This is a genomic window from Algoriphagus sp. UBA3586 (assembly GCF_002376385.1).
In the GTDB taxonomy this organism is placed as follows: domain Bacteria; phylum Bacteroidota; class Bacteroidia; order Cytophagales; family Cyclobacteriaceae; genus Algoriphagus; species Algoriphagus ornithinivorans.
Window position 1 is genome coordinate 1 of record NZ_DFMT01000010.1, and the last position, 17,573, is coordinate 17,573.

Here is a 17,573-nt window from a genome sequence, read left to right on the forward strand (position 1 = left end):
CTGAAGCCTTCTCCTACCGTTGCAGTCGCTGTTAAGCTGGTGAACGGTGCAGTTTCGCAGATCTCCTGATCTCCTCCGGATACCGGAGCAGTTGGAGCTGGGTTAACAATAACAATAATCTGCGCTTTAGGGCTCTCACATTCCCCTTCTTTTAATTGAGATATAAAAAATGTTGATTGGCCAGCGATATCTGCGTCTACAGTAGGAGCTGATTGAAGTAAATTTTGATTTTCGTCATACCAAAGGATTTCATATCCCTCTGCCGGAGTGACGGAAATGAGCTGATCTCCAAATCCTTCACAAAATTCGAAATTAGCAGGACTAGGTGCTGGGGCCTCAGAAGGTTTGATTATTTGTATTTGTTTAATTACGAAACATCCTCGCTCATCAGTTACTGTTACATTATAAGTACCCTCTGAAAGCCCTGTTTGATCTTCATCCGAGGCAACTAGTCCACTTCCATCTTGCGTAGTCCATGCGTAAGAATATTGACCCAAACCTCCTTGAACAGTGATATCAATGGAGCCAGTAGAATTAGGAGTACAATCATCATCTGCTTTAATAAATGATAATTGAAGATTTGGATAAAGAGTTACATCTCTGGTTACTGACTTCGTTATTTGCTGACTTGTTACCTCCAATTTAACAGAGTAAGTTCCAGGACCAGGGAAAGATATATTCTGAGGATTTACATCCGTAGAGATATTTGGCGTTCCGTTTGAAAAAATCCATTTGAAGGTATAATCACTTGGATTTCCTCCAGTGGTTAAATTTTCAAAATCTACAATGAAGTCATCACAATTTGTATCAAAATTAAATCTAGCAACAAGTGGAGTACGAACTAAAAATCCCGCTGGAGAACTCCAGCATTGAGCATTTCTATCAAGTTTTTCGCAGGTGGTATTGTCATTTGTTTTCCATGACATGAAAAAGTTTTTGAGTTCTATTTTCGAACCATAAACCCATGAAAATGAACTTATTTGTTGAGGTGAGCCTTGAACAATTTTTTGTCTATCAAACAAACAAACAATCTCTTTTCTCAAAAAGACGTCATCAATATAAAATGTCATATTCTAAATAAGCCGAGTATCCATTACTTGAGCTCCCTCAAAATGTGGCAAAAATTTTACCTTGAATTGTTGGAGGATTTTGCGGGTCGTAATTAGGAGGCTCAAATCCCGGAGGAAAAGGATTCCCATTTTCATCCGTGAAGAAAAAATTATTTACAGTAATATTTTGGCTATTACAGTTTTGTGCCAGGGCATTTTGACTTAAAAATATTCCTGACAAAGCAAAAAAACCAAGTATAAGGATTAATGATTTAGACAACCCATATAAAAATCTAAGGCTAAGCACCTTAGGGTTGATTTTTTTTGTTATCGATTCCATTAGAATGGTATTTAAAATTTCGATTGCGTAAACGTTGCTCTATACTGTACCTTTTGTAGTTATAACCTCAGTTCAAATTTCTTTTCCTGAAGTCCAAAATCATTTCTCGGTTCTCAGCAAACCTTTGTTAACTGAGTTTAAATTTCACTTGACTGTAAAATTTATGTTGTAAACATACGCTTTTTTGTTTTTCATCACCAAGCATTTGGCGATTATTTTTTGATAAAAAGCATTTTTTTAGATGTGAAATGAAAAAATATAGCATTAAAACGCATTTTTGTGGAAGGTATCTTCATTTTTATTAAACAAAATGAAAAAAGTTGACAAAAATCATAAAAACTTGATCAGCAGGTTTTTGAAATATTAGCCCGAATGAATTTTGCTATATTCCCTCCATGGAAGAACAAAATAACCAAAACCCTAACTCTGAAATTGCATCGGTTTTTGAGAGCCAGCAGAAAACTTCTATCACATGGAGAACCTCCACATTGGAGGAAAGAAAGGGCCGATTAAAAGAAATTCGAAATTGGATACAAGCTAATCATTCCCAAATACATGAGGCTCTTTGGAAGGATTTTCAAAAACCTAAAACTGAAACTGACCTAAGCGAGGTTTTTCCTGTCACTTCTGAAATTAACCATGCCTTAAAAAACCTCAAATCCTGGATGAAGTCTAGATCCCAGAGCACTCCTCTTCCCATGCTCGGAACAAAAGCCTACATCCAGCCCGAACCCAAAGGAACAGCTCTCATCATCGCCCCTTGGAATTATCCTTTTAATCTGGCGATTGGGCCCTTAGTTTCTGCCATCGCTGCAGGTTGCACAGCTATCATCAAACCTTCTGAAATGACGCCTGCAACTTCCGCTCTCATTGAAGAAATGATTTCAGAAATATTTCCAAAAGATCAGATTGCGGTCTTTCAAGGTGATGCAGAAGTATCCAAAGAATTACTAGCACTCCCTTTTGATCATATTTTCTTCACCGGAAGTCCTCAAGTAGGAAAGATAGTGATGGAAAATGCTGCCAAAAACCTCTGTTCTGTAACTCTCGAGTTAGGAGGTAAATCACCAGCGATTGTTACCGAATCCGCTGATATCCAAGACACTGCCAAAAAGCTCGTTTGGGGCAAGTTGGTAAACTGCGGACAGACCTGTGTGGCCCCAGATTATATTCTCGTTCATGAAAGCCAAAAAGATCTCCTATTGAGTGAACTAAAAATTGGAATTCAGGAAATGTATGACTCTAACTATGAGGGAATCGAAAAATCACCTGATTTAGCTCGTATCGTGAATGACAGACATTTTCAGAGACTGGATGACTATCTGAAAGATGCAGAGGAAAAGGGAGCAGTAATTGAGTTTGGTGGTAAAAGAAATCAACATCATCGATATTTGGAACCCACCCTTATTACGGGAATTTCTGACTCCATGAAAATCGCTGAGGAGGAAATATTTGGACCCATCTTACCCATCATCACCTATTCTGAACTTCAACAGGCCATCAATTATATTAATGCCAAACCAAAAGCCTTGGCATTGTATGTATTTTCTCAGGAAAAAGCTGAACAAGAATTAATTCTTCACCAAACCAGCTCAGGCAATGCTGTGATCAATGACTGTGTTTTACACTTCCTACATAATGAACTCCCATTTGGAGGGGTGAATAACAGTGGTATTGGGAAAGCCCATGGATATCATGGATTTTTGGCATTTAGTAATGAAAAGGGAATTTTGAAGCAACGTGTTGGACTTAATAACGTTACTCTTCTCAGACCTCCCTACGGACTAAAAACAAAACAGTTGATTAACTCATTAATAAAATGGTTCTAAAAGATGCTGGCTAAACTCCCCTTCAAAAAAGCAGAGTTATTTTTTTTCTTGGCTTTTAGTTTCCTGATTTTCTCTTGCAATCCAGATGAAAACCTGGACCCAAACGTACCTTTACCTGCATTAGAGCTTTCCAATGTCTCTTATGGGTCCGATATGCGACAGACCATGGATGTTTTTTTACCAGGTGGAAGGAGCATGGAAAACACCCCACTCCTTATATATATACACGGAGGAGCTTGGATTGATGGGAGCAAAGATGAGTTTGCTCAGGTTAAACCATTATTGGATCAAGCATTTCCAGAATATGCGTATGTAGCAATCAATTATAGACTTTTTGATTTTTTGAGTAGGCAAAATCCATTTCCAACTCAGGAAAATGACGTCAAGAGCGCAATAGAATACATTATTTCACAACAAGACGAATGGAATGTAGGAAACCAAATTGTGATAGCCGGAGCAAGTGCGGGAGGACATTTAGCCCTTTTGCATGGCTTTAAGAATCCTGAGATAGGAAATATTCAAGCGGTTATTGCATTCTTTCCCCCTACTGATTTGGCTGAACTATTCAATTTTAATTCTTTGACTGCATTGGGACTTACAGAAATTCTTCAGGGGACTCCAGAAAACAAACCCCAAGCATACTTGGAATCCAGTCCGGTCAATTATATAAACAGTAATTCTGTGCCTACCATATTTTTCCACGGAACAGCAGACACAGTTGTCCCCATTTCTCAGAGTGATCTTTTAAAAAGTAAACTACAAGAAAACTCCGTGCCTCATGAATTTAGGAGAATTGAGGGTCAAGGGCATGGATTCACCCCCTCCACCAATGTAGAGTTGATACAGGCTGCCTCAGCTTTTGTCCGTGCCAACTAATAAAAAAACCCCGCCGAAGCGGGGTTACCAGTATCAGACTTTTTGAAGTCCCGTAGATTTAGCTTTCAACTTGATAGCTTGTACTACTTTTTCCGAAGGATTGATTTGGAGTAAATCCAATTGCTCTATCGCGCTCAGCAATTCCATGTAATCTTGCATCAGGTTTTCATCTTTGTGCAAGGCCTGCATTAAGAGCTCTTGTTCTACCTCCGGCATTTCCTGATAGATATATCTAATCAAGTCATTTGGGGTAAATGGTTTTATCATAGGCAAAATTTAATTGTTTCATTTTCTTCCTCAGATGGATCAGCGCATATCGCATTCTCCCCAGAGCAGTATTGATACTTACTCCTGTCTGATCTGCAATTTCCTGAAAACTCATGTCCATATAGTGTCTCATGATTAAGACTTCTTTTTGAGCTTCAGGCAACTCCTCTATTAAACGCTTTACTAGATCGATTTCTTCTTCTCTTACCTGTTTTTCTTCTGCATTTCCATCAGAAAATTTCAAAGAGTTGAAAATATTCGACCCATCCTCCATCATAATGGTGGGATATCGACGGGATTTTCTAAAGTGATCAATCGCCAGATTATGAGCAATCCTCATAATCCAGGGTTGAAACTTACCCTCCTCATTGTACTTATCTGAGTTGAGGGTTTTTACCACTTTCACAAAAACATCCTGCAGGATATCTTCTGCCAAATCCTGATCTTTGACGATCAAAAATATGGTGGTGTAAACTTTAGACTTATACCGATCTACTAAATGATCAAAAGCAGCTTCACTGCCATTTCTATACTGAGCTATCAACTCGCTGTCCTTAGGACCTATTCGCTTACTCATTTGATTTAGTTTATGAAGAACGTAAAAGTCTAAGCCATAGTATTTTTTTAGAGTGGAAGATTTTAAAACAGTTTTAAAAGTATGCTTTTGATACGTTGGATGCAAAGAAAAAATGGAGCAATTCCAGAAATTTCTTACATGCCAAAGTATATTTTGCAGAACTCAAATTCTCTTACGATACATTTTAAAACCTTATGAGAATACTTATTTAAAACTCAATCTTAATGCCAAGAATTGTTAAAAAAATAATTTCAGGCCTTTTGTTTTCATACGCCTGAAACCAGACTTTCCCTGCTTTTGCTTACCTTCGTTTATCAAGTAAATTAATTAGTAAAAATGGAATTAAGCGGAAAAGTAATTCAAAAACTACCTGAGGTAAGTGGAAATTCAAAAAGCGGAAATGCTTGGAGAAAGCAGGAATTTATTATTGAAACACCAGGTCAATATCCTAAAAAAGTATGTGTTGCCCTTTGGGGGGACAAGATCGATCAATTCGGAATGGAAGTGGGAGAAAATGTCACAATGAGCGTGGATGTAGAAAGCCGTGAATATAACAATCGTTGGTATACAGAAGTCAAAGCTTACAAAGTTGATAAAAACGGTGGTAATGGATCCGCTCCTTCTTCCAATGCTCCTGAAGTAGATACCTTTTACTCTGATAGCGAAGAGGATAAATTACCTTTCTAATAACCAATAAAATTTTTTAAGCATGTGGGACGACTTTGATGATGAACCTGACTTCGAAGAAGATGGGGAATTTGATTACCGCAAGGAACAGGAGAGAATTTTCAAGCATCCTTTGATGAAAAAATCAAAGGAAATCATCGGCTTGACAAGAGCCTTGGTGGGAAGCTTGGATGAAGCAAGAAGAGAATTATATGGCAATATTATGATGGAAGACGCCGCTATAATGAGCGCCAAATTCAGTGCTGCAGAAAACTTTCCTGATTACATCACCAAAATGGAAAATGCAGTTCTCATGAAACTTCATGCCAAAAGTCTCAATTCCATGACCTATCAACTGGCTTTGGAAGAAACACATGCTGAAGAACATCTGGAATTATTAAGAGTGGCAATCGAAGATTTTAGAAAGCTTTTTCTTTCTTGGATTACAACTTTTGATTCCGACAAAAAATCTGATGACGGGTGGGGAATGTTTATGGATTAAGCTGCCCTGAGGCGAACTTAAAACCCAGATAGGCCCCTCCTGCCATCATCACAATGGCAATAAAAATCAACAACAAGAGCACATTCAAGGGGATTTCCCAGGGAACATCCCCAATTTTGAATTTGATGACTCTTTTCCATTTAGAACTCATAACCCGAGCTTAGCTGTCCTTAAGCATTCCCTTCCATCCTAAGGACTCAAGGTCTTTGGCTGTTTTTTCTACTTTAACCTTCAAAGAGTTTTTAAACTCATCTAAATTCTTCCCAATCTTTGGCTCATAAGCTCCTATAATAGATGCAGCTAAAATACCAGCATTTTTTGCCCCGTTGAGCGCCACTGTGGCTACCGGGATGCCACCTGGCATCTGAAGAATTGAAAGCACGCTGTCCCAACCATCAATGGAATTAGAACTCTTAACAGGAACACCGATAACAGGCAAGCTGGTCATGGAGGCAACCATCCCGGGTAAATGTGCAGCACCACCGGCACCTGCAATAATTACCTTTAAACCTCGATCTCTGGCTGACCTTGCATAATCAACCATGCGATCTGGTGTTCTGTGGGCAGAAACTATAGTCACTTCAAAACTTACCCCCAACTCTTCCAAAATAGCGGCCGCTTCTGCCATGATCGGAAGATCAGACTGACTTCCCATTATTATTCCTACCTGTGGATTCATGCTTATGCTTTTATTTTAATCAAATCTTTAATTCGCTGTGCTCTTACTTTTAACTGCTCTATATCCTCGTCCAATAGAGTTACATGCCCCATCTTTCTAAATGGTTTAGTCAGCTTTTTACCATACAGATGGATGTAAACTCCTTTCTCGGATAAGGCATCTTCTTGACCTTCCACAATTGCCTCACCGGTAAACCCATCTTCACCCAACAGATTGATCATAGCTGCAGGACAACGTAATTCTGGGTTTCCCAAAGGCCAATTCATCACAGAACGTAAATGCTGTTCGAATTGGGAAGTGAAATTAGCCTCTATGGTATGGTGTCCACTATTATGTGGTCTAGGTGCAATTTCATTGACCAACACATCCCCGGACTTTGTCACAAACATCTCCACTGCCAAAATCCCTACCATATCCAACTTGAGAATGACTTCTTTTGCAATTTCTTGGGCCTTCTTTTCCACTGAATCTGCTATCTCAGCTGGCGCAAAAAGAAATTCTACCAAATTGGCCGTAGGGTGGAAAGCACATTCGACCGCCGGGTAGGCAATCAAGTCTCCCTTTTTATTTCTAGCAACAGTCACCGCAATCTCTTTGTCAAAATCAATGAGCTTTTCCAAAAGGCCCGGTGCATCAAAAGCTTGATCCAAATCAGATTCACTCCTTAATATCTGAACCCCTCTTCCATCATAGCCTTCTTTTCCCAGTTTATTAACAGCCGGTAAAAAGCCTTTATTTTTTATAACTTCAGCTTTGTTTTCTGTCAAGATAAACTCAGCTGTTGGAATTCCATTTTTTTGATAGAACTGCTTTTGCTCTCTTTTATCCTGAATCAGTTTCAAAATATGAGGCTGCGGAAAAACCTGCTTTCCTTCAGATTCTAATTTGGCTAAAGCGTCCGTATTAACACTTTCAATCTCTACTGTAATTACATCACAATCTTGCCCAAAGGCATAAACCGTATCAAAATCTTTGAGAGATCCACAAGTGAATTTTTGAGCCAAGTCCTTGCAGGGAGCTTGAGGATCCGGGTCCAAAATATGAATGTCCTGATTGTAATTGATGGCTGACTGAATGAGCATGCGTCCCAGCTGCCCACCACCCAACACACCGAGAATGGATGATTTTGCGCTTTTCATTAGGCCAAAAATAAAACAATCTGAAGGATAATCCTTCAGATTGTTGATATCGCTGATTTTAACTGGTACTTATCTTCCCCGAATCAATCTTAAAATGATTGATATCAGTGCCAATACCAGCAAAATATGGATCAAACCTCCTACACTATACACGAAAAAACCCAAGATCCAACCAATAACTAAAATAACCGCCACTAAATACAAAAGCGAATTCATAGTAGTAAAATTTAAGTGAAACAAAATGTTATTCAATATACAAAATCAAACAATATCCACCTCACCTTTTATGGAACTTAATGCCCATCAACTCCATCAGTTTATGGGCATTAAAACTTGTGCATGGTCCTTTTTTCAATTTGTAATCAAAGTCAATACTCCGATTATGTATTTCTGAATGAAAACTATAGTTTTTTACATAAGGAATCTGATCTTCAAGCGCAGCCAATTCTATATCATGGGTACTTATGATACCCAAAGCCTTACTATCTTTTAATTGCCGTATCAATGCCTCACTTCCAGCTATTCTATCCTCGGTATTGGTGCCTTTCAGAATTTCATCCAAAAGAAAGAAAACAGGTACTCCAGATTCAATCAAATCGATTAGAGTTTTGATCCTGTTAAGTTCCGCATAAAAGGAACTCACGCTTTCACCCAAACTATCGGTATTTCTCATACTGGTATAAAGCTGAAATTGGCCCAATTCCATCTTTTCTGCAAAAGGCCTCAATCCTATGTTTACCAAAACAATATTCACTCCCAAAGTCCGCATGAAGGTAGTTTTCCCGGACATATTTGACCCTGTTAAAAGGCTGAGCTTTTGCTTTTCCGAAATCGAAAAATCATTAGCCACGGCTTTCCCCTTAGGCAAAAGCGGGTGATAAAGAGCAGTTGTTTCCAATTCTAATCCATTTTTTATGAAAACTTCTCCATCAGCTTCCAATTCAGACCGGAATGATGCTAAAGAAACCCAAACCTCCCATTTGGATAAAATATGAGGATATTTGCTAACTAATTTTCCAAACCGAGCTTTCCATTTGACCATCTTGTAATAGAGCAAAAGGTCAGTCCAAAAGAATAGATTGATTGGGATATATAAGATATTGATCCTGTTTTGAACCCAAAGTCCAAGGCTATCCAGCTCTTTGAGAACTTCGGATGCTCTATGATTTTTGTCTTGAAAAACTTCCAAATCCCTTAGCAGGGCCGATGATTCAAATCGCTGATTCTCCAAAAGAACTAACCAGTTTTTGAAGGTCTTTAAAGTTGACTGAGAAGGGATTTTTTCCGCTGCCAGTTGCAAGGGTTTAAAGACAAATCCCAATAATGCCATCCCAATCAGTACCCAAACTCCCAAAAAAGCTGAAGGAACTAAGCTGATGTAGACCAATACCCCTAAGATGATCCCTCCTAAAAGGCCCAAACATCCTACAAAAAGTGACCATGGAACTCTTTTATCCTCGGATTTTAACCAATCCTCCCATTGATGATGCTTGACATCTGAATTGAAAAAGGCCTTCCCAACTGCTTCAAAGGCTTTTAGAAAATCTGGAGATTCTGCTAGCTCATCTATAGCTTTCCGGTTTTGTTCAGATTCCTCAATGGCAATCGGTGATTTCAATAAATTCGCAAGCTGATTTTTAGCCTCAGGGCTCACAGTATGGTTGAGCAGCTGAAAAACTGAATGACTTCCAAAAAGATCCAAATCATTGCAGAAAGGGTGTTTTTTATCCAAATATTCTATACCTGGGTCTAAGCTTTCCAATTTTCTTTCCTGCCTCAAAGTCTCATTTTGATTGATTTGATCCAAAGCCTTGTATATGGCTTCTTGGTCTTTCCAAAAATTATAGGACTTGATCAAGTGAATAAACAGGATAATAAAACCAATCCATACCAATCCCCAAATCATGGATTCTGCTATCATCAAAACAAAAAAGCCTATTAATCCCAGGAATGTCAGCAGCCTCAAAAAAGACAGAGAGGCGGTTTTTTTCCTGAGTTTGGAAATTTTATCCTCTAAGTCAGCGTTTTTAAAATCAAAATACTTCATCCCCAAATATAGGTCATTGACTAATTACAGTAAGAAAGAAATCCCTTCACTTTGACAGAGCCAATACTTGTCCTAACTTTAAACACGTCATGAAAAGCAAGAAAAAAAAGAATCCAAATGAGGAATCAGAGGAGTTTGATATGGGTTCACTCGCCAATCAAGGAATTTTTCCGGAAGATGTATCTTTCACCAAAAATATTGGGTGCGCAAGTAATTCCTCCAAAGGTGCTAACAAATCAAAGCCTAAGTGATTTTTAACCATTAATTAAAATCTATGAAAAAACTATTAAATATGGCTCTGGTAGGTCTTTTATACCTAGGCTTGCAGAGTTGCTCAGACTCCAACTCGGTGTTTCCTGAGCCAGATTTATCTGCAGTTAATGATGAAATCGCTGTCAATAGAGTTTATGAAGACATGGACAACTACACCTTGACGGTTTTGGAATCCAGTGGTCTTGGTGCTAGAATAATGGCTAGCCAAAATGAATCAATCTGCGCCGGTGTGGATATCAACGTCAATAGAGATACTAAAAAGATTATTGTTGATTTTGGTCAGGGATGCACCAGTTCTTCAGGCATCACCAGAAAAGGAAAGGTAATCCTGGATTACACAGGTAATTTTCTCTTTCCGGGAGCCTCTGTCACCACTACTTTCGATGGCTATGAAGTGGAAGGTCTGAAAGTAGAGGGAAGGCGAAAAATCACCAACACGGGCATAGACCTAATTAATAGCAAAGTGAATTTGACCGTAGAGGTCAACAATGGAAAAGTCACTTGGCCGGATAATACCTTTGTGAGCTTTAATTCGGAACAAGTAAGACAAGTCAGTTTGGGAAGTCAGGGATATCAGATTGAAATTACAGGAACTGCCAATGGCAAGGGAAGAGCCGGAGCCAATTTTAATTCTTCCACCATCTCCCCTCTTACAGTTACTCAAGACTGCGTGGATTCAGGAGTGTTAATCCCTAGTAGCGGAGTATTGGGGTTTGTATCGGGAGGAGCTGAGGTTAGAATTGACTATGGAACAGGGGCCTGCGATAAAACAGTCATACTCACTTATCCGGGTGGTTCAAAAGAAATTACATTTGATTAAACTTCAAAGAATCAATTCAAACGGCTATCTTTCTCAGGTAGCCGTTTTTTATTGCCATGGAAAAAAAACTGATCAATGGTCACCTGCACGTTTCCTACAGGAGGCCCAAGTATTCTGACCAAGAGAGTCAGACTGCTGCAAAAAAATACTTTGAATTTATGAATCAAAGGAGGACAGTACGGGAGTTTGATTCTAGAAATATCCCTTTGGACGTGATGGAAAATATCATCCAGACAGCAGGAACAGCACCATCGGGAGCTCATAAACAGCCCTGGACATTTTGTTTGATTTCTGATCCGGAAATGAAAAAGCAAATCAGAATTGCGGCAGAGGAGGAGGAAAAAATAAGCTATACAAGCAGAATGCCTGAGTCCTGGAAGAATGACCTCGCTCCATTGGGTACGGACTGGGAAAAGCCCTTTTTAGAAATCGCTCCCTATTTGATAGTCGTTTTCAAACAGTCTTATGGAATGCTGAATGGAGAAAAGATTCAGCATTATTATGTAAATGAATCTGTAGGGATAGCCTGTGGTTTTTTGATTGCCGCAATTCATCAGGCAGGGCTTGTAACTGTTACTCATACCCCCAGTCCTATGAATTTCCTTTCAGATATCCTCCAAAGGCCCAAACATGAAAAACCCTTTCTCCTTTTGCCAGTTGGCTATCCCGCCAAAGAAACCTTTGTGCCAGACATTGAAAGAAAGCAATTAGAAGAAATTTTGATCAGATATTAAACCTGAATACTGTTTTTGCATCTAAAGCATGTAACAAACATTAACCACAAAGCGATGAAATACAGGCAAACAACAAATCTACTGGCTTTCTTGATGGCATTTTTATTTTTAGGGGGATGCCAAGAAAATGAAGATTCTGTACTTGTTCAAGAACAAGACAGTGTAGAAGCATCACAGGAGACAGAGTTCACTAACTCCTTGGAGGATATTGATGAGGTGGTCCTAACAGGCTTTCAAAGAAATGATTTTGGGGATAGAAACATGGTTGCTTTAGAAGAAGACCTTTGTGACCGGGCTATAATCACTTGGTCGCCAGGAGAAAAAACTATGATCATTGACTTTGGTGAAGGATGTAGCAGTCCAAGGGGTGTCATTCGAAAAGGTAAAATCATTGTAAAATATACCGGAAGATATTGGGCACCAGGAACCGTAATCACCACAACTTTCGATAATTACTATGTGAATGAAAGGAAAATTGAAGGAACTAGAGTTGTAAAAAACCTTGGTTTCGACGAAAGCTCCAAGAGCTTTACCTTTAACATGGTTGTAGAAGCAGGTAAAATGATTTGGCCTGATGGAAGCTTCAGAACTTTTGCATCCAGACACCAAAAGAAAGTCTTTTTACCAAGTGCATCCTCCGATGGATTGAGATGGGAACTTACTGGTACCACTATTGGAAAAAACAGAGATGGAAAAGAGTTCAAATCAGAAATTCTCCAGCCTTTGGTCTTTTTTCAAAGATGCGTGGCCAGTGGCATCAGAATCCCTAGCAGTGGCATCCTGGCAAGAAAACTTGAAGGTAAAGCATTACTTACTATCAATTTTGGAGACGGGACATGTGATAGGGAGATCACCTTATCTAGAGGTGACCGAAGTAAAACCATCACTCTTCCTAGAGATTAAAATTTAGGCAATAAAAAAGGCGATCAAATGATCGCCTTTTTTGTTTAACTGATTTCTGCTTTGTGTACCACTCTCTGAGGGAACGGAATTTCAATGTCATTTTTCTCAAATGCATCATTGATAGCTTCCATACCATCCCAATATAATGGCCAAACGTCTGAAGTCTTAGCCCAAACTCGAACTGATAGATCAAGAGAGCTATCTCCGAAATTAGTCAGATAGACCGCTGGAGCAGGGTCTTTCAATGCTCGCTCATCCTTATCAAATACATCAAGGATTATCTGTCTCGCTTTTTTGATGTCAGTTCCATAGGCTACTCCGACTGTTAAATCGGCCCTTCTATTCTCCTGAGTATTCATGTTGACAATGTCGTTATTAGCCAAACTACCATTTGGAATAATAATCTCCTTATTGTCAAAAGTCGTCATGTGAGTATAAAGAATATCAATTTTTCTCACCACACCTGTATGTCCCTGAGCAACTATCACATCATTTACTTTAAAGGGCTTGAATAGTAAAATCAAAACTCCTCCTGCAAAATTGGATAAGGAACCTTGTAGAGCAAGACCAATCGCCAAACCTGCAGCACCCAAAATTGCTACAAAGGAGGCAAATTCAACTCCAATGGTGGTAGCAACTCCAATAAATAAGGTCACATTTAAAATTACTTTGACAACTCCTACTAAAAAATTATTCAACGAGGGGTTGTCATCCCTCTTTTCTAGGACTCTTTTAAAACCCTTTACAAGCTTGTTGACTATGAAGCGACCTACGACATAAAAAATGATCGCATAAATTATTTTGGGAACAATGGTATAGGCTAGTTCTATGCCCTGTTCGGTAATTTTTGATAAGGTTTCTGGTGTAATTTCCATTGAAAATGATTTAGTTTAAATTAAACAAATGAAATCAGGATTTGCCATCGGAAGGCCCAGTACCACTTTATTTTCCAGGATTTGAATCCTGACGCTTTCAAAATATTCTCCCAATCCTCTCTCGAAAAACTCCTCAGCACAGAAAGCGGCGCATCGTTTTGAACCATTTTGGACCTGCTGAAAATCCGTGTCAACCACTTGATACTATAATACGCAAGTGGATGGCGATGCAGATCGTTAATGATAATTCCCACCTTGGCTTTCTTTCTAAAAGCAGAAAGCAAATCAACCAATTCTTGGGAAGTAAAATGATGTGTAAAGAGCGTACAGGTAATGATATCTACCCGATGATTTGAAAAAGCCGGGTCAAAAACATTTTGAATTGTCCAGTCAATCTCCGGCTTATCTGATAACCTAACTTTCGCAAGGTCTATAATGTTCCGATTTGCGTCAATTCCGGTAAATTTCAGCTTAAAATCATGGGAAATTGCCCAATCATCCATGACTCGGATCATATCTCCACCTCCACAGCCTATATCTGCCACTGAAAAAGTTTTATCAGTTGATTTTCCAATCAGCTTTCGAAGTCCATTGGTAGTCACATAATTACCTCCCAAAAGCTTGTTGATGGTTTTGAGCTCCTTTAAAGTTTGTTCCAGTTCTTCCCCAGAGCATTCCAAATCGTCCATCAACTCCTTGTCTTCGCAGCGTTGTGAAAATCGGCTCATGCTTTTTCCAGTAAAAGAGTTTCCAAAGTCAAGCCGGGGCCAAAACCCATAGAGAGAATATCTCCTTCAATCTCTACATCCTTCATCATTCTCGACAGTACAAATAAAATCGTCGAGGAAGACATATTTCCAAACTGTTTCAAAACTTCCATAGCGTGAAAATTTACTTCTTTCCCCAACCCAAATGCTTCCTGGACTTTTGCCAAAATCTGCATTCCTCCCGGATGAATTGCAAAATTTTTGATCTTGGACAGGTTAAACTTATCCTCAAACATTGCTTTGAGTTGCTGAATACCCCCGTCCAAAAGGCTTGGAATATATTTGGTCAACTTCATTTCAAAACCAAAATCACCTATTCCCCATGCCATATCCTGCTCGCCTTCTCTCAGCACTCTACTTAGGTAGGATTTGATTGCCAAACCTGAGGGACTGGACGAAACCAATGCCGCTGCCGCCCCATCTCCAAAAAGAGAATTGGCCAAAATATTATCCTCTAAATAGTCTTTTTGGAAATGAAGGGTGCACAGTTCAACCGTAACTACCAATACCTTGGCCTGAGAATCCGAACGGATAATTTTATCAGCTAACTTCAATCCTGTAAATGCTGCATAGCAACCCATGAAGTGAACACAATAACGTTCCACAGTATCTTCCAAGCCCAACCTTTTCATTAATTCCAATTCCACTCCAGGCGCAACCATTCCCGTACAGGAAACCAGAATCAAATGCGTGATTTGATCTTTGGAAATTTGGGACCCAGAGATACAGTTCAGAACAGCTTCCTCGCAAAGTCTAGGTGCCTCTTGGGTAAAAACACCCATTCTTGATTTGGTGCTGGGAAAGGGCTCCAGGTTTTTGCTTTTAGGAAAGAATTCAAAGTCTTCATGGTTAGCTTTTTCAAAATCAGTCAAAACGCTAAACCGGGTATTGATTCCTGATTTTCTGTATAAAAATGAAAGCTTTCGCCCTTCTCTCTCATCTAATCCGTGAGCAATTTTCATAAATCCGGCAATATCTTCTTGAAGAATGGGATTACCAGGATTTGCCAATCCTATACTGTTAATAAAAGTGCTCATAAGATCAAGTTAACTGAATATTTCTAAATTAGATGATTAGCAAGTAAACCACACACTATTCTAAAGGTTATTTAGCCTAAGTTTACGATATGATCACTCGTTCCAGTTTAAAGCACCTCAGGATTCCATTTTCTTTATTCCTGCTTCCAGTTTACTTTTTTGCCTTGGCACTGACTCCAAATCTCAATGGTGAGCGAATGCTGTGGGTTTTTTTGTCCTTGCATTTATTTCTTTACCCATCCAGCAATGGGTATAATAGTTACTTTGACAAGGATGAGGAAAGCATTGGAGGAATCAAAAATCCTCCCAAAGTAACCCCGGATCTATATTGGTTATCCCTTGTTTTTTTTGCTATAGCTTTGATTTTGGCATTCAAAATCAGCTTCGCCTTCAGCAGCATGCTTTTGGTCTACGGATTAGTCAGTATGGCATATAGCCACCCATCCATACGGCTTAAAAAATATCCTTGGCTGAGTTGGTTGATTGCCGGGCTTTTCCAGGGTTACTTCACTTTTGCAATGGCTTATGCAGGCTTGAGTGATTTTGGTTGGAATATTTTTCTAAAACCTCATGTGCTTATTCCAGGGATGTTGACTTCCTTGATGCTTTGGGGTAACTATCCTTTGACACAGGTTTACCAGCATAGAGAAGATGCCAGAAGAGGAGATATGACTTTGAGTCGATATTTAGGGATCAAAGGAACATTTGGGTTTTCAGCGCTGATTTTCGCTCTTACAGGGGCTGGATTTGTTTGGTTCTTTTTGGATAGAAATCAGGAGTACTTCTTTTGGGTGTATCTGGGAGCCATGGCTCCAATCATTCTTTACTTTCTGCTTTGGTTTAATTTCGTCAGAATCAATCCTGAAAAGTACGCCAACTACTCTTGGACCATGGGGATGAACAGTGTTTCAGCTTTGATTCTGAATGCCTTCTTCTTTTATTATTTTCTAGAAAACACTCAAATTTTGCAGGTTTTGGCCTATTAGATAGGTGTACCATGAGTGTTTTTCATGATCACTTTACCGATGGCAGGAAAATCTGACAATAAAAATCTGGCAAAAGAGGAAGCTGATTCCGAACCAAACAAACGTTGAACGACCCTTCCAACTCTCAGCCTTCGGCTAAAATTCATATTCCAATTTCTTTGGTAATTTTTCTCTACTTCCTCTCTGTAATCAAATCGATGAATGGCCTCTGCTGCCAGTTTTCCTGAATGAATCGCCATGGCCATTCCATTTCCACAAAGGGGAGTAATCAAACCCGCTGCATCACCTGCCATCAGCACATGATTTTCTACCGGTCTTTTAAATTCAAAATTGATCTCATTGATCACCTCTGGCTTTTCGAACAAAAAATCACTTGAATTGAAAATCTCTTTCAATTTGGGATTCTTAAACAAAGTTTGAGCCTCCATCTCTGGAATAGAACCGTATTTTCTCAGCTCATCACGGGATCCTAAATAACATAGATTAAATTTTTCTTCCTCAATGGCATTCAGTCCACAATAGCCTGCTTTAAAATTATGAAGAGCAACAGTTTCTTTGGAGGCATCAGTTCGGATATGGTATTTGACCCCAATGTAGGGACTACGTTTTTCAATAAAAGGCCGATTCAGAACTTTATCGAGTTTAGATCTTTTACCATGGGCAGCTATGACGAAGTCAGCTTCATAACTACTTTGATCCTGAGTAATTACTTCGAATACATCAGAGTTAAAATTGATATTTTCGACTGGCTTATTTTGTAATAATTCCACGCCCAGCTGTATTGCCTTGTTGGCTAAAAAATCATCCAATAAAAACCTACTGATTCCAAAGCCCCCCAGATCCAAATCCATAGAAACAGTATTCCCCTTTGTATCTGAAAATTCAAATTTGGAAATGGATGGGAAATGTGCTGTCTCAGGGAATAGATTTTCTCTTTTTAAAAAATCTAAAACCTCATTGGACACATATTCCCCACAAACCCTGTGAAAAGGATATTGCTTTTTTTCAAACAGTTGGACCAAGTGTCCATTTTTGGCCAATTGACAGGCAGCTATCAAACCAGCCAGCCCTCCACCTACTACGATTACCCTTTTCTTAATCAACAATGTTCTGCCTTTAACTCCATGAATAAACCGTCCATCAAAAATTAAGTTTCAGAGTTTACACTTAGCTCTTTTTGAAGGGCCGTGTTCAATTCATAAATGCA

General features: G+C 39.1%; 22 protein-coding genes. 9 read left to right on the forward strand and 13 right to left on the reverse strand.

Annotated elements, in window-relative coordinates; translation table 11 throughout:
- The coding region (locus B2906_RS02255) for a hypothetical protein (RefSeq protein WP_286935429.1) at positions 1-926 on the reverse strand (926 nt) is incomplete at its 3' end.
- Between the two features lie 181 nt (positions 927-1,107).
- On the reverse strand, positions 1,108-1,329 hold the full coding sequence (locus tag B2906_RS02260; RefSeq protein ID WP_286935430.1) for a hypothetical protein: 222 nt from the start codon (positions 1,327-1,329) through the stop codon (positions 1,108-1,110).
- A gap of 455 nt (positions 1,330-1,784) precedes the next feature.
- Between B2906_RS02260 and B2906_RS02265 the strand changes: the two genes are divergently transcribed.
- Positions 1,785-3,218: an aldehyde dehydrogenase family protein gene (locus B2906_RS02265; RefSeq protein WP_286935431.1), complete on the forward strand. Its 1,434-nt coding sequence runs from the start codon at positions 1,785-1,787 to the stop codon at positions 3,216-3,218.
- Positions 3,219-3,221: 3 nt separating this feature from the next.
- The gene (locus B2906_RS02270) at positions 3,222-4,094 is read left to right on the forward strand and encodes an alpha/beta hydrolase (RefSeq protein ID WP_286935432.1); all 873 of its coding nucleotides are present in this window, start codon (positions 3,222-3,224) and stop codon (positions 4,092-4,094) included.
- Between the two features lie 33 nt (positions 4,095-4,127).
- Here B2906_RS02270 and B2906_RS02275 read toward each other — a convergent pair whose 3' ends face one another.
- A complete protein-coding gene (locus tag B2906_RS02275) occupies positions 4,128-4,361 on the reverse strand; it encodes a hypothetical protein (RefSeq protein WP_091653714.1) in 234 nt (77 codons plus the stop codon).
- A complete protein-coding gene (locus B2906_RS02280) occupies positions 4,336-4,938 on the reverse strand; it encodes an RNA polymerase sigma factor (RefSeq protein ID WP_091653712.1) in 603 nt (200 codons plus the stop codon). The genes B2906_RS02275 and B2906_RS02280 overlap by 26 nt, the downstream gene beginning before the upstream one ends.
- Before the next feature lie 336 nt (positions 4,939-5,274).
- Between B2906_RS02280 and B2906_RS02285 the strand changes: the two genes are divergently transcribed.
- Positions 5,275-5,625 (forward strand): DUF3127 domain-containing protein, encoded by a 351-nt coding sequence (locus tag B2906_RS02285; protein ID WP_286935435.1) that lies wholly within the window; start codon positions 5,275-5,277, stop codon positions 5,623-5,625.
- A gap of 22 nt (positions 5,626-5,647) precedes the next feature.
- Entirely contained in the window at positions 5,648-6,106 is a 459-nt protein-coding gene (locus B2906_RS02290) for a hypothetical protein (RefSeq protein WP_144606748.1), read from the forward strand.
- Here the strand turns inward: B2906_RS02290 and B2906_RS02295 are convergent.
- From B2906_RS02295 to B2906_RS02315, 5 genes are all read right to left on the reverse strand, one after another.
- Entirely contained in the window at positions 6,096-6,257 is a 162-nt protein-coding gene (locus tag B2906_RS02295) for a hypothetical protein (RefSeq protein ID WP_175557887.1), read from the reverse strand. The genes B2906_RS02290 and B2906_RS02295 overlap by 11 nt on opposite strands.
- Positions 6,258-6,266: 9 nt before the next feature.
- Entirely contained in the window at positions 6,267-6,785 is a 519-nt protein-coding gene (gene purE / locus B2906_RS02300; RefSeq protein WP_144606746.1) for a 5-(carboxyamino)imidazole ribonucleotide mutase, read from the reverse strand.
- Between the two features lie 2 nt (positions 6,786-6,787).
- Complete coding sequence (locus tag B2906_RS02305; protein ID WP_286935436.1) at positions 6,788-7,924, reverse strand: 5-(carboxyamino)imidazole ribonucleotide synthase; 1,137 nt, start codon at positions 7,922-7,924, stop codon at positions 6,788-6,790.
- A gap of 69 nt (positions 7,925-7,993) precedes the next feature.
- A complete protein-coding gene (locus tag B2906_RS02310) occupies positions 7,994-8,140 on the reverse strand; it encodes a lmo0937 family membrane protein (protein ID WP_144606742.1) in 147 nt (48 codons plus the stop codon).
- Positions 8,141-8,201: 61 nt separating this feature from the next.
- Positions 8,202-9,971 carry a MutS-related protein gene (locus tag B2906_RS02315; protein ID WP_219957193.1) on the reverse strand — a complete coding sequence of 590 codons (1,770 nt, stop codon included), beginning with the start codon at positions 9,969-9,971 and terminating at the stop codon, positions 8,202-8,204.
- Positions 9,972-10,060: 89 nt separating this feature from the next.
- Here B2906_RS02315 and B2906_RS02320 point away from each other — a divergent pair, with 89 nt between their 5' ends.
- The 4 genes from B2906_RS02320 (at position 10,061) to B2906_RS02335 (ending at position 12,701) form a co-directional block, all read left to right on the forward strand.
- Entirely contained in the window at positions 10,061-10,222 is a 162-nt protein-coding gene (locus B2906_RS02320) for a hypothetical protein (RefSeq protein ID WP_175557886.1), read from the forward strand.
- A 23-nt stretch (positions 10,223-10,245) separates the two neighbouring features.
- Complete coding sequence (locus B2906_RS02325) at positions 10,246-11,064, forward strand: hypothetical protein (RefSeq protein ID WP_219957194.1); 819 nt, start codon at positions 10,246-10,248, stop codon at positions 11,062-11,064.
- 56 nt (positions 11,065-11,120) lie between these two features.
- Positions 11,121-11,798, forward strand: a complete 678-nt coding sequence (locus tag B2906_RS02330; RefSeq protein ID WP_219957195.1) for a nitroreductase family protein — start codon at positions 11,121-11,123, stop codon at positions 11,796-11,798.
- Between the two features lie 93 nt (positions 11,799-11,891).
- The gene (locus B2906_RS02335) at positions 11,892-12,701 is read left to right on the forward strand and encodes a hypothetical protein (protein WP_286935437.1); all 810 of its coding nucleotides are present in this window, start codon (positions 11,892-11,894) and stop codon (positions 12,699-12,701) included.
- 44 nt (positions 12,702-12,745) lie between these two features.
- Here the strand turns inward: B2906_RS02335 and B2906_RS02340 are convergent, their stop codons facing one another.
- Genes B2906_RS02340 through B2906_RS02350 form a run of 3 tightly spaced genes read right to left on the reverse strand, consistent with a single transcriptional unit; the run spans position 12,746 to position 15,380 of the window.
- Complete coding sequence (locus B2906_RS02340; protein ID WP_286935438.1) at positions 12,746-13,576, reverse strand: mechanosensitive ion channel family protein; 831 nt, start codon at positions 13,574-13,576, stop codon at positions 12,746-12,748.
- A 20-nt stretch (positions 13,577-13,596) separates the two neighbouring features.
- Positions 13,597-14,304 (reverse strand): methyltransferase domain-containing protein, encoded by a 708-nt coding sequence (locus B2906_RS02345; RefSeq protein ID WP_286935440.1) that lies wholly within the window; start codon positions 14,302-14,304, stop codon positions 13,597-13,599.
- Positions 14,301-15,380, reverse strand: coding sequence for a type III polyketide synthase (locus B2906_RS02350; protein ID WP_286935442.1), 1,080 nt, complete (start codon positions 15,378-15,380; stop codon positions 14,301-14,303). Before B2906_RS02350 ends, B2906_RS02345 begins: the two co-directional genes overlap by 4 nt.
- 89 nt (positions 15,381-15,469) lie before the next feature.
- Between B2906_RS02350 and B2906_RS02355 the strand changes: the two genes are divergently transcribed.
- Complete coding sequence (locus tag B2906_RS02355) at positions 15,470-16,366, forward strand: UbiA family prenyltransferase (protein ID WP_286935443.1); 897 nt, start codon at positions 15,470-15,472, stop codon at positions 16,364-16,366.
- On the opposite strand, the gene B2906_RS02360 is transcribed toward B2906_RS02355, so the two are convergent.
- On the reverse strand, positions 16,363-17,469 hold the full coding sequence (locus B2906_RS02360; protein WP_219957201.1) for an NAD(P)/FAD-dependent oxidoreductase: 1,107 nt from the start codon (positions 17,467-17,469) through the stop codon (positions 16,363-16,365). The genes B2906_RS02355 and B2906_RS02360 overlap by 4 nt on opposite strands.
- Positions 17,470-17,573 lie beyond the last annotated feature (104 nt).

Excerpts from the sequence above, each read along its gene's own strand:
- B2906_RS02320 (WP_175557886.1), top strand. The coding sequence starts at position 10,061 with ATGAAAAGCAAGAAAAAAAAGAATCCAAATGAGGAATCAGAGGAGTTT.
- B2906_RS02325 (WP_219957194.1), top strand. The coding sequence starts at position 10,246 with ATGAAAAAACTATTAAATATGGCTCTGGTAGGTCTTTTATACCTAGGC.
- B2906_RS02265 (WP_286935431.1), top strand. The coding sequence starts at position 1,785 with ATGGAAGAACAAAATAACCAAAACCCTAACTCTGAAATTGCATCGGTT.
- B2906_RS02340 (WP_286935438.1), bottom strand. The coding sequence starts at position 13,576 with ATGGAAATTACACCAGAAACCTTATCAAAAATTACCGAACAGGGCATA.
- B2906_RS02290 (WP_144606748.1), top strand. The coding sequence starts at position 5,648 with ATGTGGGACGACTTTGATGATGAACCTGACTTCGAAGAAGATGGGGAA.
- B2906_RS02280 (WP_091653712.1), bottom strand. The coding sequence starts at position 4,938 with ATGAGTAAGCGAATAGGTCCTAAGGACAGCGAGTTGATAGCTCAGTAT.
- B2906_RS02275 (WP_091653714.1), bottom strand. The coding sequence starts at position 4,361 with ATGATAAAACCATTTACCCCAAATGACTTGATTAGATATATCTATCAG.
- B2906_RS02295 (WP_175557887.1), bottom strand. The coding sequence starts at position 6,257 with ATGAGTTCTAAATGGAAAAGAGTCATCAAATTCAAAATTGGGGATGTT.
- B2906_RS02350 (WP_286935442.1), bottom strand. The coding sequence starts at position 15,380 with ATGAGCACTTTTATTAACAGTATAGGATTGGCAAATCCTGGTAATCCC.
- B2906_RS02270 (WP_286935432.1), top strand. The coding sequence starts at position 3,222 with ATGCTGGCTAAACTCCCCTTCAAAAAAGCAGAGTTATTTTTTTTCTTG.
- B2906_RS02330 (WP_219957195.1), top strand. The coding sequence starts at position 11,121 with ATGGAAAAAAAACTGATCAATGGTCACCTGCACGTTTCCTACAGGAGG.
- purE (WP_144606746.1), bottom strand. The coding sequence starts at position 6,785 with ATGAATCCACAGGTAGGAATAATAATGGGAAGTCAGTCTGATCTTCCG.
- B2906_RS02315 (WP_219957193.1), bottom strand. The coding sequence starts at position 9,971 with ATGAAGTATTTTGATTTTAAAAACGCTGACTTAGAGGATAAAATTTCC.
- B2906_RS02335 (WP_286935437.1), top strand. The coding sequence starts at position 11,892 with ATGGCATTTTTATTTTTAGGGGGATGCCAAGAAAATGAAGATTCTGTA.
- B2906_RS02305 (WP_286935436.1), bottom strand. The coding sequence starts at position 7,924 with ATGAAAAGCGCAAAATCATCCATTCTCGGTGTGTTGGGTGGTGGGCAG.
- B2906_RS02355 (WP_286935443.1), top strand. The coding sequence starts at position 15,470 with ATGATCACTCGTTCCAGTTTAAAGCACCTCAGGATTCCATTTTCTTTA.
- B2906_RS02345 (WP_286935440.1), bottom strand. The coding sequence starts at position 14,304 with ATGAGCCGATTTTCACAACGCTGCGAAGACAAGGAGTTGATGGACGAT.
- B2906_RS02285 (WP_286935435.1), top strand. The coding sequence starts at position 5,275 with ATGGAATTAAGCGGAAAAGTAATTCAAAAACTACCTGAGGTAAGTGGA.
- B2906_RS02310 (WP_144606742.1), bottom strand. The coding sequence starts at position 8,140 with ATGAATTCGCTTTTGTATTTAGTGGCGGTTATTTTAGTTATTGGTTGG.